The organism is Achromobacter sp., from assembly GCF_050285565.1.
Classification (GTDB): Bacteria; Pseudomonadota; Gammaproteobacteria; order Burkholderiales; family Burkholderiaceae_B; genus Achromobacter.
Genome location: NZ_JBLZXG010000001.1, coordinates 390,337 through 405,237 on the forward strand (window position 1 = coordinate 390,337; position 14,901 = coordinate 405,237).

At 66.8% G+C, this 14,901-nt stretch carries 16 protein-coding genes; 10 read left to right on the top strand and 6 right to left on the bottom strand.

Translation table 11 applies throughout. From position 1 onward, the window contains the following. Positions 1 to 82: 82 nt before the first annotated feature. The 8 genes from paaB to paaK all read left to right on the top strand — a co-directional run bounded on the left by paaB (position 83) and on the right by paaK (position 7,150). Positions 83 to 367, top strand: coding sequence for a 1,2-phenylacetyl-CoA epoxidase subunit PaaB (gene paaB / locus ACN6O8_RS01710; protein ID WP_006388300.1), 285 nt, complete (start codon positions 83 to 85; stop codon positions 365 to 367). 15 nt (positions 368 to 382) lie between these two features. Then, positions 383 to 1,147: a 1,2-phenylacetyl-CoA epoxidase subunit PaaC gene (paaC, locus tag ACN6O8_RS01715; RefSeq protein ID WP_427989358.1), complete on the top strand. Its 765-nt coding sequence runs from the start codon at positions 383 to 385 to the stop codon at positions 1,145 to 1,147. Then, positions 1,144 to 1,650, top strand: a complete 507-nt coding sequence (gene paaD / locus ACN6O8_RS01720; protein WP_427989359.1) for a 1,2-phenylacetyl-CoA epoxidase subunit PaaD — start codon at positions 1,144 to 1,146, stop codon at positions 1,648 to 1,650. The genes paaC and paaD overlap by 4 nt, the downstream gene beginning before the upstream one ends. A 14-nt stretch (positions 1,651 to 1,664) precedes the next feature. Beyond that, positions 1,665 to 2,753, top strand: coding sequence for a 1,2-phenylacetyl-CoA epoxidase subunit PaaE (gene paaE / locus ACN6O8_RS01725; protein WP_427989360.1), 1,089 nt, complete (start codon positions 1,665 to 1,667; stop codon positions 2,751 to 2,753). A 45-nt stretch (positions 2,754 to 2,798) separates the two neighbouring features. Beyond that, positions 2,799 to 4,463: a phenylacetic acid degradation protein PaaN gene (gene paaN / locus ACN6O8_RS01730; protein ID WP_427989361.1), complete on the top strand. Its 1,665-nt coding sequence runs from the start codon at positions 2,799 to 2,801 to the stop codon at positions 4,461 to 4,463. A 15-nt stretch (positions 4,464 to 4,478) separates the two neighbouring features. After that, complete coding sequence (paaG, locus tag ACN6O8_RS01735) at positions 4,479 to 5,267, top strand: 2-(1,2-epoxy-1,2-dihydrophenyl)acetyl-CoA isomerase PaaG (RefSeq protein WP_427989362.1); 789 nt, start codon at positions 4,479 to 4,481, stop codon at positions 5,265 to 5,267. Then, positions 5,267 to 5,740: a hydroxyphenylacetyl-CoA thioesterase PaaI gene (gene paaI, locus ACN6O8_RS01740; protein WP_049072392.1), complete on the top strand. Its 474-nt coding sequence runs from the start codon at positions 5,267 to 5,269 to the stop codon at positions 5,738 to 5,740. The genes paaG and paaI overlap by 1 nt, the downstream gene beginning before the upstream one ends. Positions 5,741 to 5,833: 93 nt before the next feature. Next, complete coding sequence (paaK, locus tag ACN6O8_RS01745; RefSeq protein ID WP_427989363.1) at positions 5,834 to 7,150, top strand: phenylacetate--CoA ligase PaaK; 1,317 nt, start codon at positions 5,834 to 5,836, stop codon at positions 7,148 to 7,150. A 63-nt stretch (positions 7,151 to 7,213) separates the two neighbouring features. Here paaK and ACN6O8_RS01750 read toward each other — a convergent pair whose 3' ends face one another. From ACN6O8_RS01750 to radC, 6 genes are all read right to left on the bottom strand, one after another. Continuing rightward, a complete protein-coding gene (locus ACN6O8_RS01750) occupies positions 7,214 to 8,614 on the bottom strand; it encodes an MATE family efflux transporter (RefSeq protein ID WP_427989364.1) in 1,401 nt (466 codons plus the stop codon). Next, entirely contained in the window at positions 8,611 to 10,341 is a 1,731-nt protein-coding gene (locus tag ACN6O8_RS01755) for an ArnT family glycosyltransferase (protein WP_427989365.1), read from the bottom strand. The genes ACN6O8_RS01750 and ACN6O8_RS01755 overlap by 4 nt, the downstream gene beginning before the upstream one ends. A gap of 124 nt (positions 10,342 to 10,465) precedes the next feature. Continuing rightward, a complete protein-coding gene (locus tag ACN6O8_RS01760; protein WP_006388310.1) occupies positions 10,466 to 10,732 on the bottom strand; it encodes a type B 50S ribosomal protein L31 in 267 nt (88 codons plus the stop codon). A gap of 187 nt (positions 10,733 to 10,919) precedes the next feature. After that, complete coding sequence (kynA, locus tag ACN6O8_RS01765) at positions 10,920 to 11,768, bottom strand: tryptophan 2,3-dioxygenase (protein ID WP_427989366.1); 849 nt, start codon at positions 11,766 to 11,768, stop codon at positions 10,920 to 10,922. Positions 11,769 to 11,969: 201 nt separating this feature from the next. Continuing rightward, the gene (gene kynB, locus ACN6O8_RS01770; protein WP_427989367.1) at positions 11,970 to 12,599 is read right to left on the bottom strand and encodes an arylformamidase; all 630 of its coding nucleotides are present in this window, start codon (positions 12,597 to 12,599) and stop codon (positions 11,970 to 11,972) included. Positions 12,600 to 12,702: 103 nt separating this feature from the next. Further along, complete coding sequence (gene radC / locus ACN6O8_RS01775; protein WP_427989368.1) at positions 12,703 to 13,380, bottom strand: RadC family protein; 678 nt, start codon at positions 13,378 to 13,380, stop codon at positions 12,703 to 12,705. A gap of 51 nt (positions 13,381 to 13,431) precedes the next feature. Here radC and ACN6O8_RS01780 point away from each other — a divergent pair, with 51 nt between their 5' ends. Together ACN6O8_RS01780 and ispH are read left to right on the top strand one after the other, a co-directional pair. Further along, positions 13,432 to 13,908 (top strand): FKBP-type peptidyl-prolyl cis-trans isomerase, encoded by a 477-nt coding sequence (locus ACN6O8_RS01780; protein WP_175132455.1) that lies wholly within the window; start codon positions 13,432 to 13,434, stop codon positions 13,906 to 13,908. Next, positions 13,908 to 14,891: a 4-hydroxy-3-methylbut-2-enyl diphosphate reductase gene (gene ispH, locus ACN6O8_RS01785; RefSeq protein ID WP_427989369.1), complete on the top strand. Its 984-nt coding sequence runs from the start codon at positions 13,908 to 13,910 to the stop codon at positions 14,889 to 14,891. The genes ACN6O8_RS01780 and ispH overlap by 1 nt, the downstream gene beginning before the upstream one ends. Positions 14,892 to 14,901 lie beyond the last annotated feature (10 nt).

The window sequence follows — 14,901 nt, forward strand, 5'->3', positions numbered from 1 at the left end:
GGGCGCGGCCCGGTTTTCTCCCATTCCTTACTGTCATCCATATCCGGGCGCGACACGCGCCCGGCATTCGAGGATATCCATCATGAGCAAAGACTGGCCTCTGTGGGAAGTGTTCATCCGCAGCCAGCACGGCCTGGCCCACAAGCACGTTGGCAGCCTGCACGCACCCGACGCCGAAATGGCGATCAACCACGCCCGCGACGTCTATACCCGCCGCAATGAAGGCTTGAGCATCTGGGTGGTGCGCGCGTCCGACATCTCCGCCAGCAGCCCGGGCGACAAGGATCCCTTGTTCGAACCGGCCAACAGCAAGGTCTACCGGCACCCGACGTTTTTCCCGATGCCCGAAGAAATCAAGCATATGTAAAGCGGTGGGGGAGACATGGACAAGACTTTCTTCGAATATCTGCTGCGCCTGGGCGACACGACGTTGATCCTGTCGCAGCGGCTGGGTGCCTGGACCGGTCACGGCCCAATCCTGGAAGAGGATCTGGCGCTGACCAATACCGCGCTCGACCTGCTGGGGCAGGCCCGCATGTGGCTGACCCTGGCCGGCGAGGTCGAAGGCGCCGGGCGCGATGAAGACGCGTTGGCCTACCTGCGCGACGCCCACCAGTTCCACAACGCGCTGCTGGTCGAACGCCCCAACGGCAACTACGCCGACACCATGGCGCGCCAGTTCCTGTTCGACGTCTGGCACTACTTCCTGCTGCAACGCCTGGCGCAATCCTCCGACGAGCGCGTCGCCGGCATCGCCGCCAAGTCGCTCAAGGAAGTGACGTACCACGTGCGCCGCTCGTCCGACATGGTGGTGCGCCTGGGTGACGGCACCGACGTCAGCCGCGGCAAGATGCAGGCGGCCATCGACGACGCCTGGCGTTTCACCGGAGAGCTGTTCACCGACGACGCGATCGACCTGGACATGGCCGCGCGCGGCATCGGCTGTGAACTGGCGGCGCTGCGCGCGCCCTGGGAGCAGCATGTGGCGGAGGTGTTGGACGAAGCCACGCTGACCATGCCCGAAGCGGCGGCCGCGAATCATCCGGCGCACCGTGGCGGCCGCCAGGGCCGGCACACCGAGGAACTCGGCTATGTGCTGGCGGAAATGCAATTCCTGCCGCGCGCCTATCCGGGAGCCAAGTGGTGAACGCTGTCGCGCCTGTGTCCATCGAACAGGTCTATGCCTGGCTGCAGGAGGTTCCCGATCCGGAGATCCCCGTGCTGTCGGTGGTGGATCTGGGCGTGGTGCGGGACGTGGCGTTCGAGGGCGACGCCTGTGTCGTCGTCATCACGCCGACCTACTCCGGCTGCCCGGCCATGCGCGAGATCACCGAGGACATCCGTCAGGTGCTGGGGCGCCACGGCATCGGCGAGGTGCGCGTCGATACGCGCCTGTCGCCCGCCTGGACCACCGACTGGATGAGCGAGAAGGGCCGCGCCGCGCTCAAGGACTACGGCATCGCCGCGCCCGCGCAGCGGGCCATCGACATCTCGGGCATCAGCCGGCGCAATGCCGGGCCCGCCATCGAATGCCCACGTTGCGGCTCGCGCGACACGCGCCTGATCAGCAATTTCGGATCGACCTCGTGCAAGGCGCTGTATCGCTGCGTCAGTTGCCGCGAGCCGTTCGATTACTTCAAGACTCACTGAGAGTGGTTTCGACAATGAGCCAGAACCAATTCCACCCCCTGAAAGTGGCTTCGGTGGCGCGCAATACGCGCGACGCGGTGGTCGTGACCTTCGACCTGCCCGACACGCTGGCCGACGCGTTCTCCTTCCGGCCGGGGCAGTACCTGACGCTGCGAACCGAGCTCAACGGCGAGGAACTGCGCCGTTCGTATTCGATCTGTTCGGCGCCGCACGACAAGCTGTTGCGCGTGGCCATCAAGAAGGTCGACGAGGGCGTCTTCTCCAGCTGGGCCAATCATGAATTGCAGCCGGGCCAGACGCTGGAAGTGATGGCGCCCGCCGGCAACTTCACCGTCGACTTCGCCCCCGAAAACAAGCGCCACTACGTGGCTTTTGCCGTCGGCAGCGGCATCACGCCGGTGTTCTCGCTGGTCAAGACCGCGCTGTCGACCGAGCCGCAAAGCAAGTTCACCCTGTTCTTCGGCAACCGCGCCTCGTCGGCGGTGCTGTTCCGCGAAGAGATCGAAGACCTGAAGAACCTGTACATGGAGCGCTTCTCGCTGGTCTACGTCATGAGCCGAGAAACCCAGGACATCGAGCTGTTCAACGGCCGCCTGGACGGCGACAAGGTCGACCAGCTGATGTCGGCCTGGATGAGCCCCGAGGATATCGACTACGCGTTTGTCTGCGGTCCGCAAACCATGACCGAGAGCGTGGTCGAGCGGTTGCAGGCCCGTGGCATTCCGAAGGCGAACATCAAGTTCGAACTGTTCGGCGCCCCGAAGGGGCCGCGCGCGCTGCGCACGGGGCAGGACGCCCGCCAGGCGCCCGGCAAGGGCCAGTGCGAGGTGACCGTGGTGCAGGACGGCCACAGCCGCAAGTTCGTGATCGACAAGAACAAAGACAGCGTGCTGGATTCGGCGCTGGCGCAGGGCATCGAGCTGCCGTATTCGTGCAAGGGCGGGGTGTGTTCCACCTGCCGCTGCAAGGTGGTCGAGGGCGAAGTGGACATGGACGCCAACTTTGCCCTGGAAGACTACGAAGTGGCGCGAGGCTTTATCCTGAGCTGCCAGAGCTTTCCGGTCAGCGACCGCCTGGTGATCGACTTCGACCAGGAAACCTGACCCGGCGCACGCCAGTCACACCCCTATTCCATTTGGAGAGACGCAGTGTCCCAGAAATTCTTCGAACGCCATCAGCCCCTGCTGGAGCAAGCCCTGGCCGCCGCCGCGCTGCGCGGTTACTGGAGCCCGTTTGCCGAGTCGCCCAGTCCCCGCAACTATGGCGAGACCGCCAATGACGATGGCCGCGCCGCCTTCGAGGCCCTGCGCGGCAAGCCGTTTCCGCTGAACCTGCACGACGCCGATGGCACCGTGGGCGGCGAGAAGTCGCCCTATGGTTTTGACCTGGGCATCACCTATCCGCACGTGCCGGCGGCCAAGCTGGTGGCTGCGTCCAAGCGCGCGCTGCAGGACTGGCGCCGCGCCGGCCCGCAGGCCTGGGTGGGGGTGTCGCTGGAGATCCTGGCACGCCTGAACAAGCTCAGCTTTGAAATGGCCTACGCCGTCCAGCACACCACCGGCCAGGGCTTCATGATGGCTTTCCAGGCTGGCGGCCCGCACGCGCAGGACCGCGGTTTCGAGGCCGTGGCCTACGCCTGGCAGGAGATGTCGCGCATCCCGGGCGTGGCCATCTGGGAAAAGCCGCAGGGCAAGAACGAGCCCATCCGCATGGAAAAGCACTTCACCGTGGTGCCGCGCGGTGTGGCGCTGGTGATTGGCTGCTCGACCTTCCCGACCTGGAACGGCTACCCGGGCCTGTTCGCCAGCCTGGCGACTGGCAATACCGTGATCGTCAAGCCGCACCCCGGCGCGATCCTGCCGCTGGCGCTGACCGTCAAGGTGGCGCGCGAAGTGCTGCAGGAAGCCGGCTTCGATCCCGACGTGGTGCTGCTGGCCGCGCACACGGCCGACGAAGACACCGCGCGCCAGTTGGCGCTGGATCCCGCGGTCAAGATCATCGACTTCACCGGCAGCACCGCCAACGGCAATTGGCTGGAGAACAACGCCCGCCAGGCGCTGGTCTACACCGAGAAGGCCGGCGTCAACCAGGTCATCATCGATTCGACCGCCGACCTCAAGGGCGTGGCGCGCAACCTGGCGTTCTCGCTGGCGCTGTACTCGGGCCAGATGTGCACCGCGCCGCAGAATATCTATGTGCCGCGCGACGGCATCCAGACGCCGGAAGGCCGGATCAGTTTCGATGAGGTCGCCGCCGCCCTGGGCGCGGCGGTCGACAAGCTCGGCGCCGACGCCGCCAAGGCCGTCGAGTTGACCGGCGCGATCCAGAACGAAGCCATCGTCGAGCGCATCGAGAAGGCCCGCGCGCTGGGCCTGCCGGTGGTGGCCGACAGCAAGACGCTGACGCATCCGCAGTTCGAGAACGCCCGTGTGCGCACGCCGCTGCTGCTGCGCGCCGAAGCCGGCAACCCGGCCATCACGCAGGAATGGTTCGGCCCGATCGCCTTCGTGGTGGCCACCGATTCCACCGCGCATAGCATCCAGATCGCGCGTGACAGCGTGATCGAGCATGGCGCGCTGTCGCTGTCGGCCTACACCACCAGCAACGAGGTGGCCGAGCAGATCCAGGAGGCGGCGGAGGAATCGGGCGTGTCGCTGTCCTTGAACCTGACCGGCGCGGTGTTCGTCAACCAGACCGCGGCTTTCAGCGACTTCCACGGCACCGGCGCCAACCCGGCGGCCAACGCGGCGCTGTCCGACTCGGCCTACGTGTCCAACCGCTTCCGCGTGGTGCAAACCCGCCGCCACATCTGAACGGTGGGATCGGATATGACTTACCAAGACATCCAATTTGAATTGGCCGGCGGCATCGCCCGCCTGACGCTGAACCGCCCGGACAAGCTCAACAGCTTCACCGCCAACATGCACGGCGAAGTGGCGCATGCGCTGACCCGCGTCGAGACCGAAGGCGCGCGCGTGCTGGTGCTGACCGGCGCCGGCCGCGGTTTCTGCGCCGGCCAGGACCTGAGCGAGCGCAAGCCCGCGCCCGACGGCACGCCGCCGGATCTGGGCGAGACCGTCGACAAGTTCTACGCGCCACTGGTGCGCCGCCTGAACGCCTTGCCGCTGCCGGTGGTGGTGGGCGTCAATGGCGTGGCGGCCGGCGCCGGCGCCAATCTGGCGTTCGCCGGCGACATCGTCATCGCCAAGGAATCGGCCAACTTCATCCAGTCGTTCTGCAAGCTGGGCCTGATCCCCGACACCGGCGGTACCTTCGTGCTGCCGCGCCTGGTGGGCCGCGCCCGTGCCATGGGACTGGCGCTGCTGGGCGACAAGCTCAGCGCGCGCCAGGCCGAGGCCTGGGGGCTGATCTGGCAATGCGTGGCCGACGATGCGTTCGACGCGACGCTGGAAAATCTGGCGCAACATTTCTCGCGCGCGCCGACCAAGGGCCTGGCCTTCACCAAGCGCGCCTTGCAGGCCAGCCTGGGCAATGACCTGGCGACCCAGCTCGACCTGGAGCGCGACATGATGCGCGAATTGGGCCGCAGCGCCGACTACGCCGAAGGCGTGGCCGCGTTCCTGGGCAAACGCGAACCGCAGTTCAAGGGGCAATGATGAGCAGCACGCACGTTCCGCCCGTCGAGGCGCCGACCGATCCGCAGGAACTGGCGCAGGCCGTGGGCACGGTGATGTACGCCGGCGACGCGGCCTCGCAGGGCCTGGACATGAAGGTCGAGGAAATGGCGCCGGGTTATGCGCGCCTGACCATGCGGGTGCGCCCCGACATGCTCAATGGCCACAAGACCTGCCACGGCGGCTTCATCTTCGCGCTGGCCGACAGCGCCTTCGCCTTTTCCTGCAATTCGCGCAACGTCAGCACCGTGGCGTCGGGCTGCACCATCGATTACCTGGCCCCCGGCTTCGAGGGCGACCTGCTGACCGCGGTGGCGCAGGAGCGCTCGCTGGCCGGCCGCACCGGGGTGTACGACGTGACCGTCACCAACCAGGACGGCCGCAACGTCGCCCTGTTCCGGGGGCGTTCGTATCGCATCAAGGGGCAGATCGTCGGCACGCCAGCCGAGGCCTGAACGCGTCAACCAACCCAAGACAAGACCACCGGCCGAGGCGGGCGCGCGGCGCGCCCCCCGGATCGGAGGATGCATTCCAGGAGAGAGATAACCATGTCCAACACCATGAGCAAGCCGGGGCTGGACCCCATCGAGCATGCCAGCCAGGATGAGCTGCGCGCCCTGCAGTTGCAGCGCCTGAAGTGGTCGCTCAAGCATGCCTACGAGAACGTGCCGCACTACAAGAAGGCGTTCGACGAGATCGGCGTGCATCCGGACGACCTGAAGCAGCTGTCCGACATTTCCAAGTTCCCGTTCACCACCAAGAAGGAACTGCGCGAGAACTACCCGTTTGGCATGTTCGCGGTGCCGCGCGAGCGCATCTCGCGCATCCACGCCTCCAGCGGCACGACCGGCAAGCCGACGGTGGTGGGCTACACGCAGGGCGACCTGGACCGCTGGGCCAACCTGGTGGCGCGCTCGATCCGCGCGGCCGGCGGCAAGCCCGGCGACACGGTGCACGTGGCCTACGGCTACGGCCTGTTCACGGGCGGCCTGGGCGCGCATTACGGCGCCGAGCGCCTGGGTTGCACCGTCATCCCGATGTCGGGCGGGCAGACCGAAAAGCAGGTGCAGTTGATCAACGATTTCCGTCCGGATATCATCATGGTCACGCCCTCCTATTTCTGCAATATTCTGGAAGAGCAGCGCCGCCAGGGGATTGATCCGCGTCAAAGTTCGCTGCGCATCGGCATCTTCGGCGCCGAACCCTGGACGGGCCAGATGCGCGCCGACATCGAGGCCGAGGCCGGCATCGACGCCGTCGACATCTATGGCCTGTCCGAAGTGATGGGCCCGGGCGTGGCCAGCGAATGCGTCGAGACCAAGGACGGCCCGGTGGTGTGGGAAGACCATTTCTACGCCGAGATCATCAATCCGGACACGGGCGAGCCCGTGGCGGACGGCGAGCCGGGCGAACTGGTGTTCACCTCGCTCACCAAGGAAGCGATGCCCATCATTCGCTACCGCACGCGCGACCTGACCCGCCTGTTGCCGCCGACCGCCCGCAGCATGCGCCGCATCGGCAAGATCACCGGCCGCAGCGACGACATGCTGATCGTGCGCGGCGTGAACATGTTCCCGACCCAGGTCGAGGAACTGGTGCTCAAGATCACGCAACTGGCGCCGCACTACCAGCTGGTGCTGTCGCGCACCGGCAATATGGATGAGCTCGAAATCCTGACCGAGGTGCGGGCCGAGTTCTCGAACCTGTCGGACACCGAGCGTGCCGCGCTCGGCAAGCAACTGCAGCATGCCGTCAAGACGCACATCGGCGTCAGTGCCCGCATCCAGGTTGCGGAGGCCGGCCACGTCGAGCGTACGCTGACCGGCAAGGCCCGCCGTGTGATCGACAAGCGGCCGAAGGGCTGAACGGGGCCACGCAGGTGGAAAAAAAGCAGCCCATGGCTGCTTTTTTTTCGTCTTGGCGTCGTGTTAGCGCGCCACGCTGCGCACGATGTACCGGTACCAGAAATGCAGCAAGGTGGCCGACAGCGCCAGGCCGACCATGGCCATCAGCCACATGCTGCCGGCGCCCGTGGGCGAACCTGGCACCAGGACGTTGCGCAAGCCGTCCAGGCCGCCGCGGCCCGGGCCGAAGCCGAACCACCAGCCGCCGACCAAGCCGACTCCGGCCAGCGCCACGGTCTGCAGCAGCAGCGGCACCACCGCCACCTTGTAGGCCCGCAGCAGGTACGAGTTGATGCATTGCATGGAATCGAACAGGTGAAACAACGGCAGCACGGCCAACAGCGTGGTCGCCACCGCGGCCACCTGCGGATTGTCGGTGTAAGCCGCCAGGATCAGCGGGCGGCCGGCCAGCAACACCACGGCGGTCAGCAGCGCGCCCATCAGGCCCAGCGCCAGGCCGGCCATGCCGGTGCGATGGGCATGCGCCAGGTTGCCCGCGCCGATTGCCTGCGCCGTCAGGGCGGCGGTGGCCACGCCCAGCGCCATCGGCATCATGTAGCACAGGGCCGCCAGGTTCGACATGATCTGATGGCCGCCGGTCACGAAAGTGCCTTCGCGCGCCACCAGCAGCGCCATGAAGGTGAAGGCCGAGACTTCGACCAGATAGGAGCCGCCCATGGGGATGCCCAGGCGCAGCAGCTCTTTCAGTGTCTGCCAGTCGGGCCGGCCGACATGCAGGTGGAAGCGGCGGTAATAGCGGTCGTGGGTGATGACCCACAGGCCCAGCCCCAGGCTCATCCAGGACACCACGGCGGTGGCCAGTCCGGCGCCGGTGGCGCCCATCGCGGGCAGGCCCAGGCTGCCGTAGATGAACAGCCAGTTAAAGAACGCCTTGAAACCGATGGCGGTCAGATTGATCGCCATCACCAGTTTGGGCCGCGATACCGACGTGCCCAGTGCGTAGATGGTGCGGAACACCAGCGCCGCCGGTAAAGCCAGCACCAACGCGCGCAGGTAAGCGGCGATGCGCTCACGCACGCCCGGGTCGACGTTGCCCGACATCGACAGCCAGAAATCCGGGAACAGCATCAGGATGCCGCCCAGCACCGACAGGCCCAGTGCCAGCCACACGCCCTGGCCCCAGCAGCGGCCCACTTCCCGGTTGTTGCCGGCGCCGAAATGCTGGGCGAGGATCGGGATGAGGGCGTGGACCACGCCCATCAAGCCGACGAAGACGGTGATGTAGATCGAGGCGGACAATGCCATCGCCGCCAGGTCGTTGGCGCTGGCGTGGCCGGTCATGGCGGTGTCCAGCACGCCGAACGAGATGCCGGCCCATTGGCTGACCAGAACCGGCCAGGCCTGTCTGGCGATGTTGCGCAGGGTGGCGCCGAAACCGGGCGCCGCCGGTTGGGCAGGCATCATCGGGTGGGGCCGACTCGCAGCAGGCGGAACACTTCCTGGCGGTCGGCGCGACGTCCGCCCTGCCACAGCACATCGGCGCTGTCGCTGTAGGCGGCGGTGTTGTCGCGCAGGCTCTGATTGGTGGTTTGCTGCAGCACCAGCGTGCACTTCGAGTCGAAAGTGAACGTCAGGTTGTCGAAGATCAGGAAGGAGGCACGCTGGCCGCTGCCCAGGCTCAGGCCGCGCACGCACTCGCCGGGGCGGATGTTCTGGGCCAGAGCTTGCGCCAGTTCCCCCGAGACGGTGCGGTAGCTGCGGGCGTAGTCGACCGCCGGTTGCCACAGCAGCACCAGCAGGATCCAGGTGACGGTCAGGCCGCCGGCGGACAGCACGGTGCCGCGCCACAACGCCTGCGGCTTGACCCGCAGGCGCCACACCACCAGGGCGATCCAGCCGATGGTGAAGGCCACGGCCAGGCCGAAGGCGGTCCAGGAGATGACGGGCTCGTAGCCGGTGGTCTGGCGGCCGATGTTGCGGGCGATTTGCGCCGGCCATTGGAAGTGCAGTGCGATCCAGCCCAGCCAGGCGGTAGCGGCGGTCAGCGAAAAACACATCACCGCGAACCAGTCCAGCGTGTTGACCACGCCGCGCCGCAGGGTCGGCAGCGAGAACGCGCCCAGCACGGCGCAGGGCACGGCCATCAGCGCGTATTCGGAGTCGCTGGCTTCGTCCAGGCCGAACAGCGTGAGGGCCGCGAATACCAGCAGCACCAACGGCAGCCAGATGTGCGGCGCATAGATCCAGGCGCGCCAGCGCCAGATCGCCAGCAGCGCCAGCGGCCAGGTCGGCCACAGGTACCAAGGCAGGTCGCGCAGGGTACGGCCCACGTCGTGCCACGACGGCACCGAGAACGAAGACAGGTTCCAGCTCTTCCAGTTGCGGATCCAGTACTCGCTATGGTGGCTGGCGGGAATCCACCAGGCCAGGATCAGCGCCGCGGCCAGCAGGGCCGCCCACGGCAGCCAGCGCTTGCACTTCCACAGCGGGCCGCGCGGGTAGAACGCCAGTAGCGCGGCGATCAAGATCGGCAGGGCGCCGACCCAGCCGCGGGTCAGGAAGCTGGCGGCCAGCGCGATGCCCAGGGTGGTCGAGCCGGTGACCGGGCGGTCGACGGTGCGCGCCAGCGAATAGAAGGCCAGCGCCTGGCAGGCCATGATCGCTGGCACGACGGTGGTTTCGTGGGTGCGCTGCAGGATGCCGACCGTGGCCAGCAGCAGCAGCAGGGCGGCGTCGGCCAGCATGCGGCCGTAGTCGCGGGGTTCCGGCTCGCCGCCGAAGGGCAGGGCCAGCGGCTGGGCCTCGGCGCGGCGCCCGAGCAGATAAGTGCCATACCACACGCTCATCGCCGTGATACCGAACCACAGCAGGTTCGGCAGGCGGCCGGCGGTGATGTCGCCGATGAACGGGCCGAACAGCCAGATGCAGATCGCGCCGACCCAGGTGATCAGCGGGCCTTCCTCGGCATGGGCCAGGTGCCCCACTTGCGGCAGCAGCCAGGTGATCCCGCCCTCGCGGATGGCGGTGATCATGGTTGCCAGGCCGACCGCGTCGTCGGTTTTCCACGGGTCGCGCATGAACAGGCCGGCGACGATATACGCCAGCGCCAGCCCCAGCAGGATCAGCCTGGGCAGTTTTGCGGTGGCCACGGACGTCAGCCGGGCCGGAGTGGAAATGGAAAGTGGGGACACGGGCGTTAATGTAACCGAGAGATCGGGAAGCGCCAGCCCCCGGTGGGTCGACGAGCAGGATCGGGGGAAAAAAAAGCAGCCCGGAGGCTGCCTTTTTGCTGTGACTCCCGCAGGAGCGACAGGATCAGGAAGCGGACTTGACCGTGCCAGCGGTGCGGGCGAAACGGGCGCGGAACTTTTCCACGCGGCCGGTTTCGACGATGCGCGTCTGGGCGCCCGTGTAGAACGGGTGCGATTCGGAGGTCACGTCGCACTTGAAGAGCGGGTACGTCTTGCCATCGAGTTCGATGGTTTCACGCGTCTGGACGGTCGAGCGGGTGATGAACTTGCTGCCCGTTTGCAGGTCGGCGAAGACGACTTCGCGGTATTCGGGGTGAATGCCTTCTTTCATGGTGCTTTCCTAGGACTCCCCCAGGGAGTCATGTCAAAAGTTAGGGTCGCCAGCACGAACCGCTTACAGGCGTTCTTGCCACGTATCCGAAAAGTAACTGTGCATTCTAGCATGGGAATTACGGTCGGTGACGGGCGATGCGCGCGCGCGTCCCCGGAGGTGCCATTCAGGGACGGATACGCGTTGATCAAAGCTCCGTGCGCAGCTTCCAGATCTCCGGGAACAACACCACCTCCAGCATGCGCCGCAGGTAATCCACCCCCGAGGTGCCGCCGGTGCCGCGCTTGAAGCCGATGACGCGCTCGACCGTGGTGACGTGGCGGAAACGCCACAGCCGGAAAGCGTCCTCCAGGTCGGTCAGCTTTTCGCCCAGTTGATACAGATCCCAGTAGCGGTCGGTGTTGCGGTAGACCGTCAGCCAGGCCTGTTCGACGCCCTCGGACGCTTGATAGGGTTGGGTCCAGTCGCGTTCCAGGCGGTCGGCCGGCACCGCCAACCCGTGCCGCGCCAGCAGGCGCAGCGACTCGTCGTACAGCGACGGCGCCTCGTAGGCGCGCTGCACCTGCGCCAGCAGGTCGGCGCGATGCGCATGCGGCTTGAGCATGGCGGCGTTCTTGTTGCCCAGCAGGAACTCGATCTGGCGGTACTGATAGCTCTGGAAACCGCTGGAGCGCGCCAGGTAGGGACGCAGGGCGGAGTACTCCGGCGGCGTCATGGTCGCCAGCACGTCCCAGGCGTGGACGAGCTGTTCCATGATCTTGCTGACCCGGGCCAGCATTTTGAAGGCCGGCTGGGGACGGTCGGCCGCCAGATTGGCGATGGCGCCGCCCAGCTCGTGCAGCATCAGCTTCATCCAGAGTTCGCTGGTCTGGTGCTGGATGATGAACAGCATCTCGTTGTGCTCGGGCGACAGCGGGTGCTGCGCCCCCAGCAGCTCGTCCAGATGCAGATAGTCGCCGTAGGTCATGTCGCGCGTGAAATCCAGCTGCGCTTTTTCCTCGTGGACGATGTCTTCGGGGCGTTGGGCTTGGCTCATGCCTGGCCTCCGTGGCAGGGTGGGGCGGCGCGGCGCGCGGAGGCGGGCAGGCTGCGCCAGCCGGAGAATGGCAGCCGGGCGCAGGCGAGCGCCATGCGCGGGTCGAACGGTGTGGTCATGATCATGCTTCTCGAAGGGGGACGGCCGGGCGGGCGGCGGGATGGTCGCCGCGGCGCGCACGGCCGGCCCATGGCCGGGGTGTCAGCCCAATTCGCGCAAGACGGCGCGCACCGGGCTGGCGTCAGCCTGGATCAAAGCCAGCGGCAGTGCGATCAGTTCGTAATCGCCCTCCGGCACGTCATCGAGCACCAGGTTCTCCAGTACCCGCATGTCGTGCCGCAGGATGGTGTGATGGCTGTCCAGGGTCTTGCTGGACGCGGGGTCGATGCTGGGGGTATCCAGCCCGATCAACATGACGCCGCGTTCGGCCAGCCATTCGATGGTCTGGGGCGCGTAGGCCGAGAAGTCGTCGGTCCACCAGTCTTGCGCCGCATGCTTGGCGGTGCGCACCAGGATGCGCGGCGGCAGGTTGTCGGCGGCGTGGAGCAGGTGCTCCGGGGTGATCAGCGGGCCGCAGTCGATCGCGTGGATCACGCGACAGGGCCCCAGGAAGGGTTCGAGCGAGACCGCGCCGATGGCGGCGGCACCGTTCTGGTAGTGCAGCGGCGCATCAGCGTGCGCGCCGATGTGCGGCGATAGCGTGATTTCGCTGACGTTCACGGGACAGCCGGGCGCGAGCGACCACTTCCATTCCTGGCGATACGGGGTATCGCCGGGAAACACGGGCGAGGCCGTGGACACGGGAGGGGAAATATCCCACAGGCGTTTCATGGAGGGCGCGGGTCGCGGGGCGGAATCGGGAAAGCGGAATTAGGTTAAGCCTAAAGCAATATCGGGCGGTAGTCTAACGAATTCCGGCGGTGCGCGCAGTTCCTCATATGCGGCCCAGTTCCGCCATCGAGGTGACCGCGTCGCCGGCGACGATCAGGTGGTCGACCAGGGCGACGTCCACCAGCGCCAGCGCCTGTTTCAGATGGCGCGTGAAGGCCTGGTCGGCGGCGCTGGGTTCGGCCAGGCCGGAAGGGTGGTTGTGCGCCACGATCAACGCGGCGGCGTGGTGCCGCAAGGCCTCGCGCACGACCTCGCGCGGATACACCGAGGCCTGCGACAGCGTGCCACGCGCCAGTTCTCCGCTGGCGATCAGCCGCAACTGGCTGTCCAGGTAGAGGGCGATGCAGTGCTCGACGCGGCGATGCGCCAGCGTGACCCGGCAGTATTGCTTCACCCGCGACGGGTGGTCGAGCGTGCTGTCGCGCGCCAGTTCCTCTTCGATGGCGCGTTTGGCCATTTCCAGGATGGCCGCTAGGGCGCAGGCCTTGGCCGTGCCCAGCCCCGGCATGGTTTGCAGCTCCTCCGGGGAGGCGCCCAGCAGCCCGCGCAGGCCTTGAAAGCGATCCAGCAGTTGGCACGAAAGATCCAGCACATTCAGGCCCGGCACCCCGGTGCGTAGGGCGATGGCGAGCAGTTCCGTATTTTGTAACGCCGAGGCGCCCAGGCGCAGCAGGCGCTCCCGGGGACGGTCGGCTTTTGGCACCCGCGCAGACAATTTCATAAGAGGCTCTAAAATCGGGGTTTATTTACTGTCTGAATACGGTGGCAGATCTTGAGCATCGCCTCTAACGAAGTGAACGTTTTGGTCCGTCCGGACTCCTACCTGACGCTGCACTACCGCATTACCCTGGCCTCGGGACCGGGCGAAGGCTCGGTGTTCACCGATACCTTCGACGGCCGCCCCGCGACGTTGCAGATGGGTAGCGGCCAATGGGCGCCGGGCCTGGAGGCCGCCTTGCTGGGCAAGGCCGAGGGCGACCGCTTCAGCGTCACGCTGGAGCCGGCCGACGCCTACGGCGAGCGCAATCCCGAGCTGATCCAGCGCGTCACGCGCAAGATGCTCGCCGAGCACGCTGGTGCCGACGCGACCTTCGAGCCGGGCGATCTGGTCGAATTCGCCGCGCCCAACGGCGGGCGCTATTCGGGCGTCCTGAAGGAAATCAACGAGGAATCGGCGTTGTTCGATTTCAACCATCCGCTCGCGGGCGTGCGGTTGCGGGTCGACGTGGCGCTGCTGGGAGTTCTCTGATGAGCCAGGTTGTCCCCGTCACCGCCGCCGATGCCGAAGTCGTGCTGGCGCAGCCGCGCGGCTTCTGTGCCGGCGTCGATCGCGCCATCGACATCGTCGAGCGCGCGCTCGAACTGCACGGCGCGCCGATCTATGTGCGCCACGAGATCGTTCACAACCGCTATGTGGTCGAAGACCTGCGCGCCAAGGGCGCCATCTTCATCGACGAACTGGACGACGCCCCCACGGGCGCCATTGTGGTGTTTTCGGCCCACGGCGTGTCCAAGGCGGTGCGGGCAGAGGCCGAGGCCCGCGGTCTGCAGGTGTTCGACGCCACCTGCCCGCTGGTGACCAAGGTGCACATCGAGGTGGCCCGCATGCGCGCCGCCGGCCGCGAGATCATCATGATCGGCCACAAAGGGCATCCTGAAGTCGAGGGCACGCTCGGTCAGGCCCAGGGCGGCATGTACCTGGTCGAAACGGTCGAGGACGTGGCGGGCCTGCGGGTCACCGACCCCGACAACCTCGCCTACGTCACGCAGACCACACTGTCCGTGGACGATGCCGCCGCCGTCTCCAAGGCGCTCAAGGCGCGTTTTCCCAGCATCGTCGAGCCCAAGAAAAGCGACATCTGCTATGCCACCCAGAACCGCCAGGACGCGGTCAAGGTGCTGGCGCCCGAATGCGACCTGGTGCTGGTGGTGGGCAGCCCAAACAGTTCCAACTCGAACCGCCTGCGTGAAGTGGCCGACCGCAAGGGCGTGGCGTCCTACCTGATCGATGGCGCGCATTCCATCGACCCGGCCTGGCTCGAGGGCCGCAAGCGCATTGGCGTGACCGCCGGCGCCTCGGCGCCCGAGATCCTGGTGCAACAGGTGATCGCGCGGGTCAAGGAGCTGGGCGCGGTGTCGGTGCGCACCATGGCGGGCCTGGAAGAGAACGTGGCGTTCCCGCTGCCCAAGGGCCTGTCGCGCAAGGTCGCGCAGACCGAATCGCTGGAATAGCCGCGGCGCC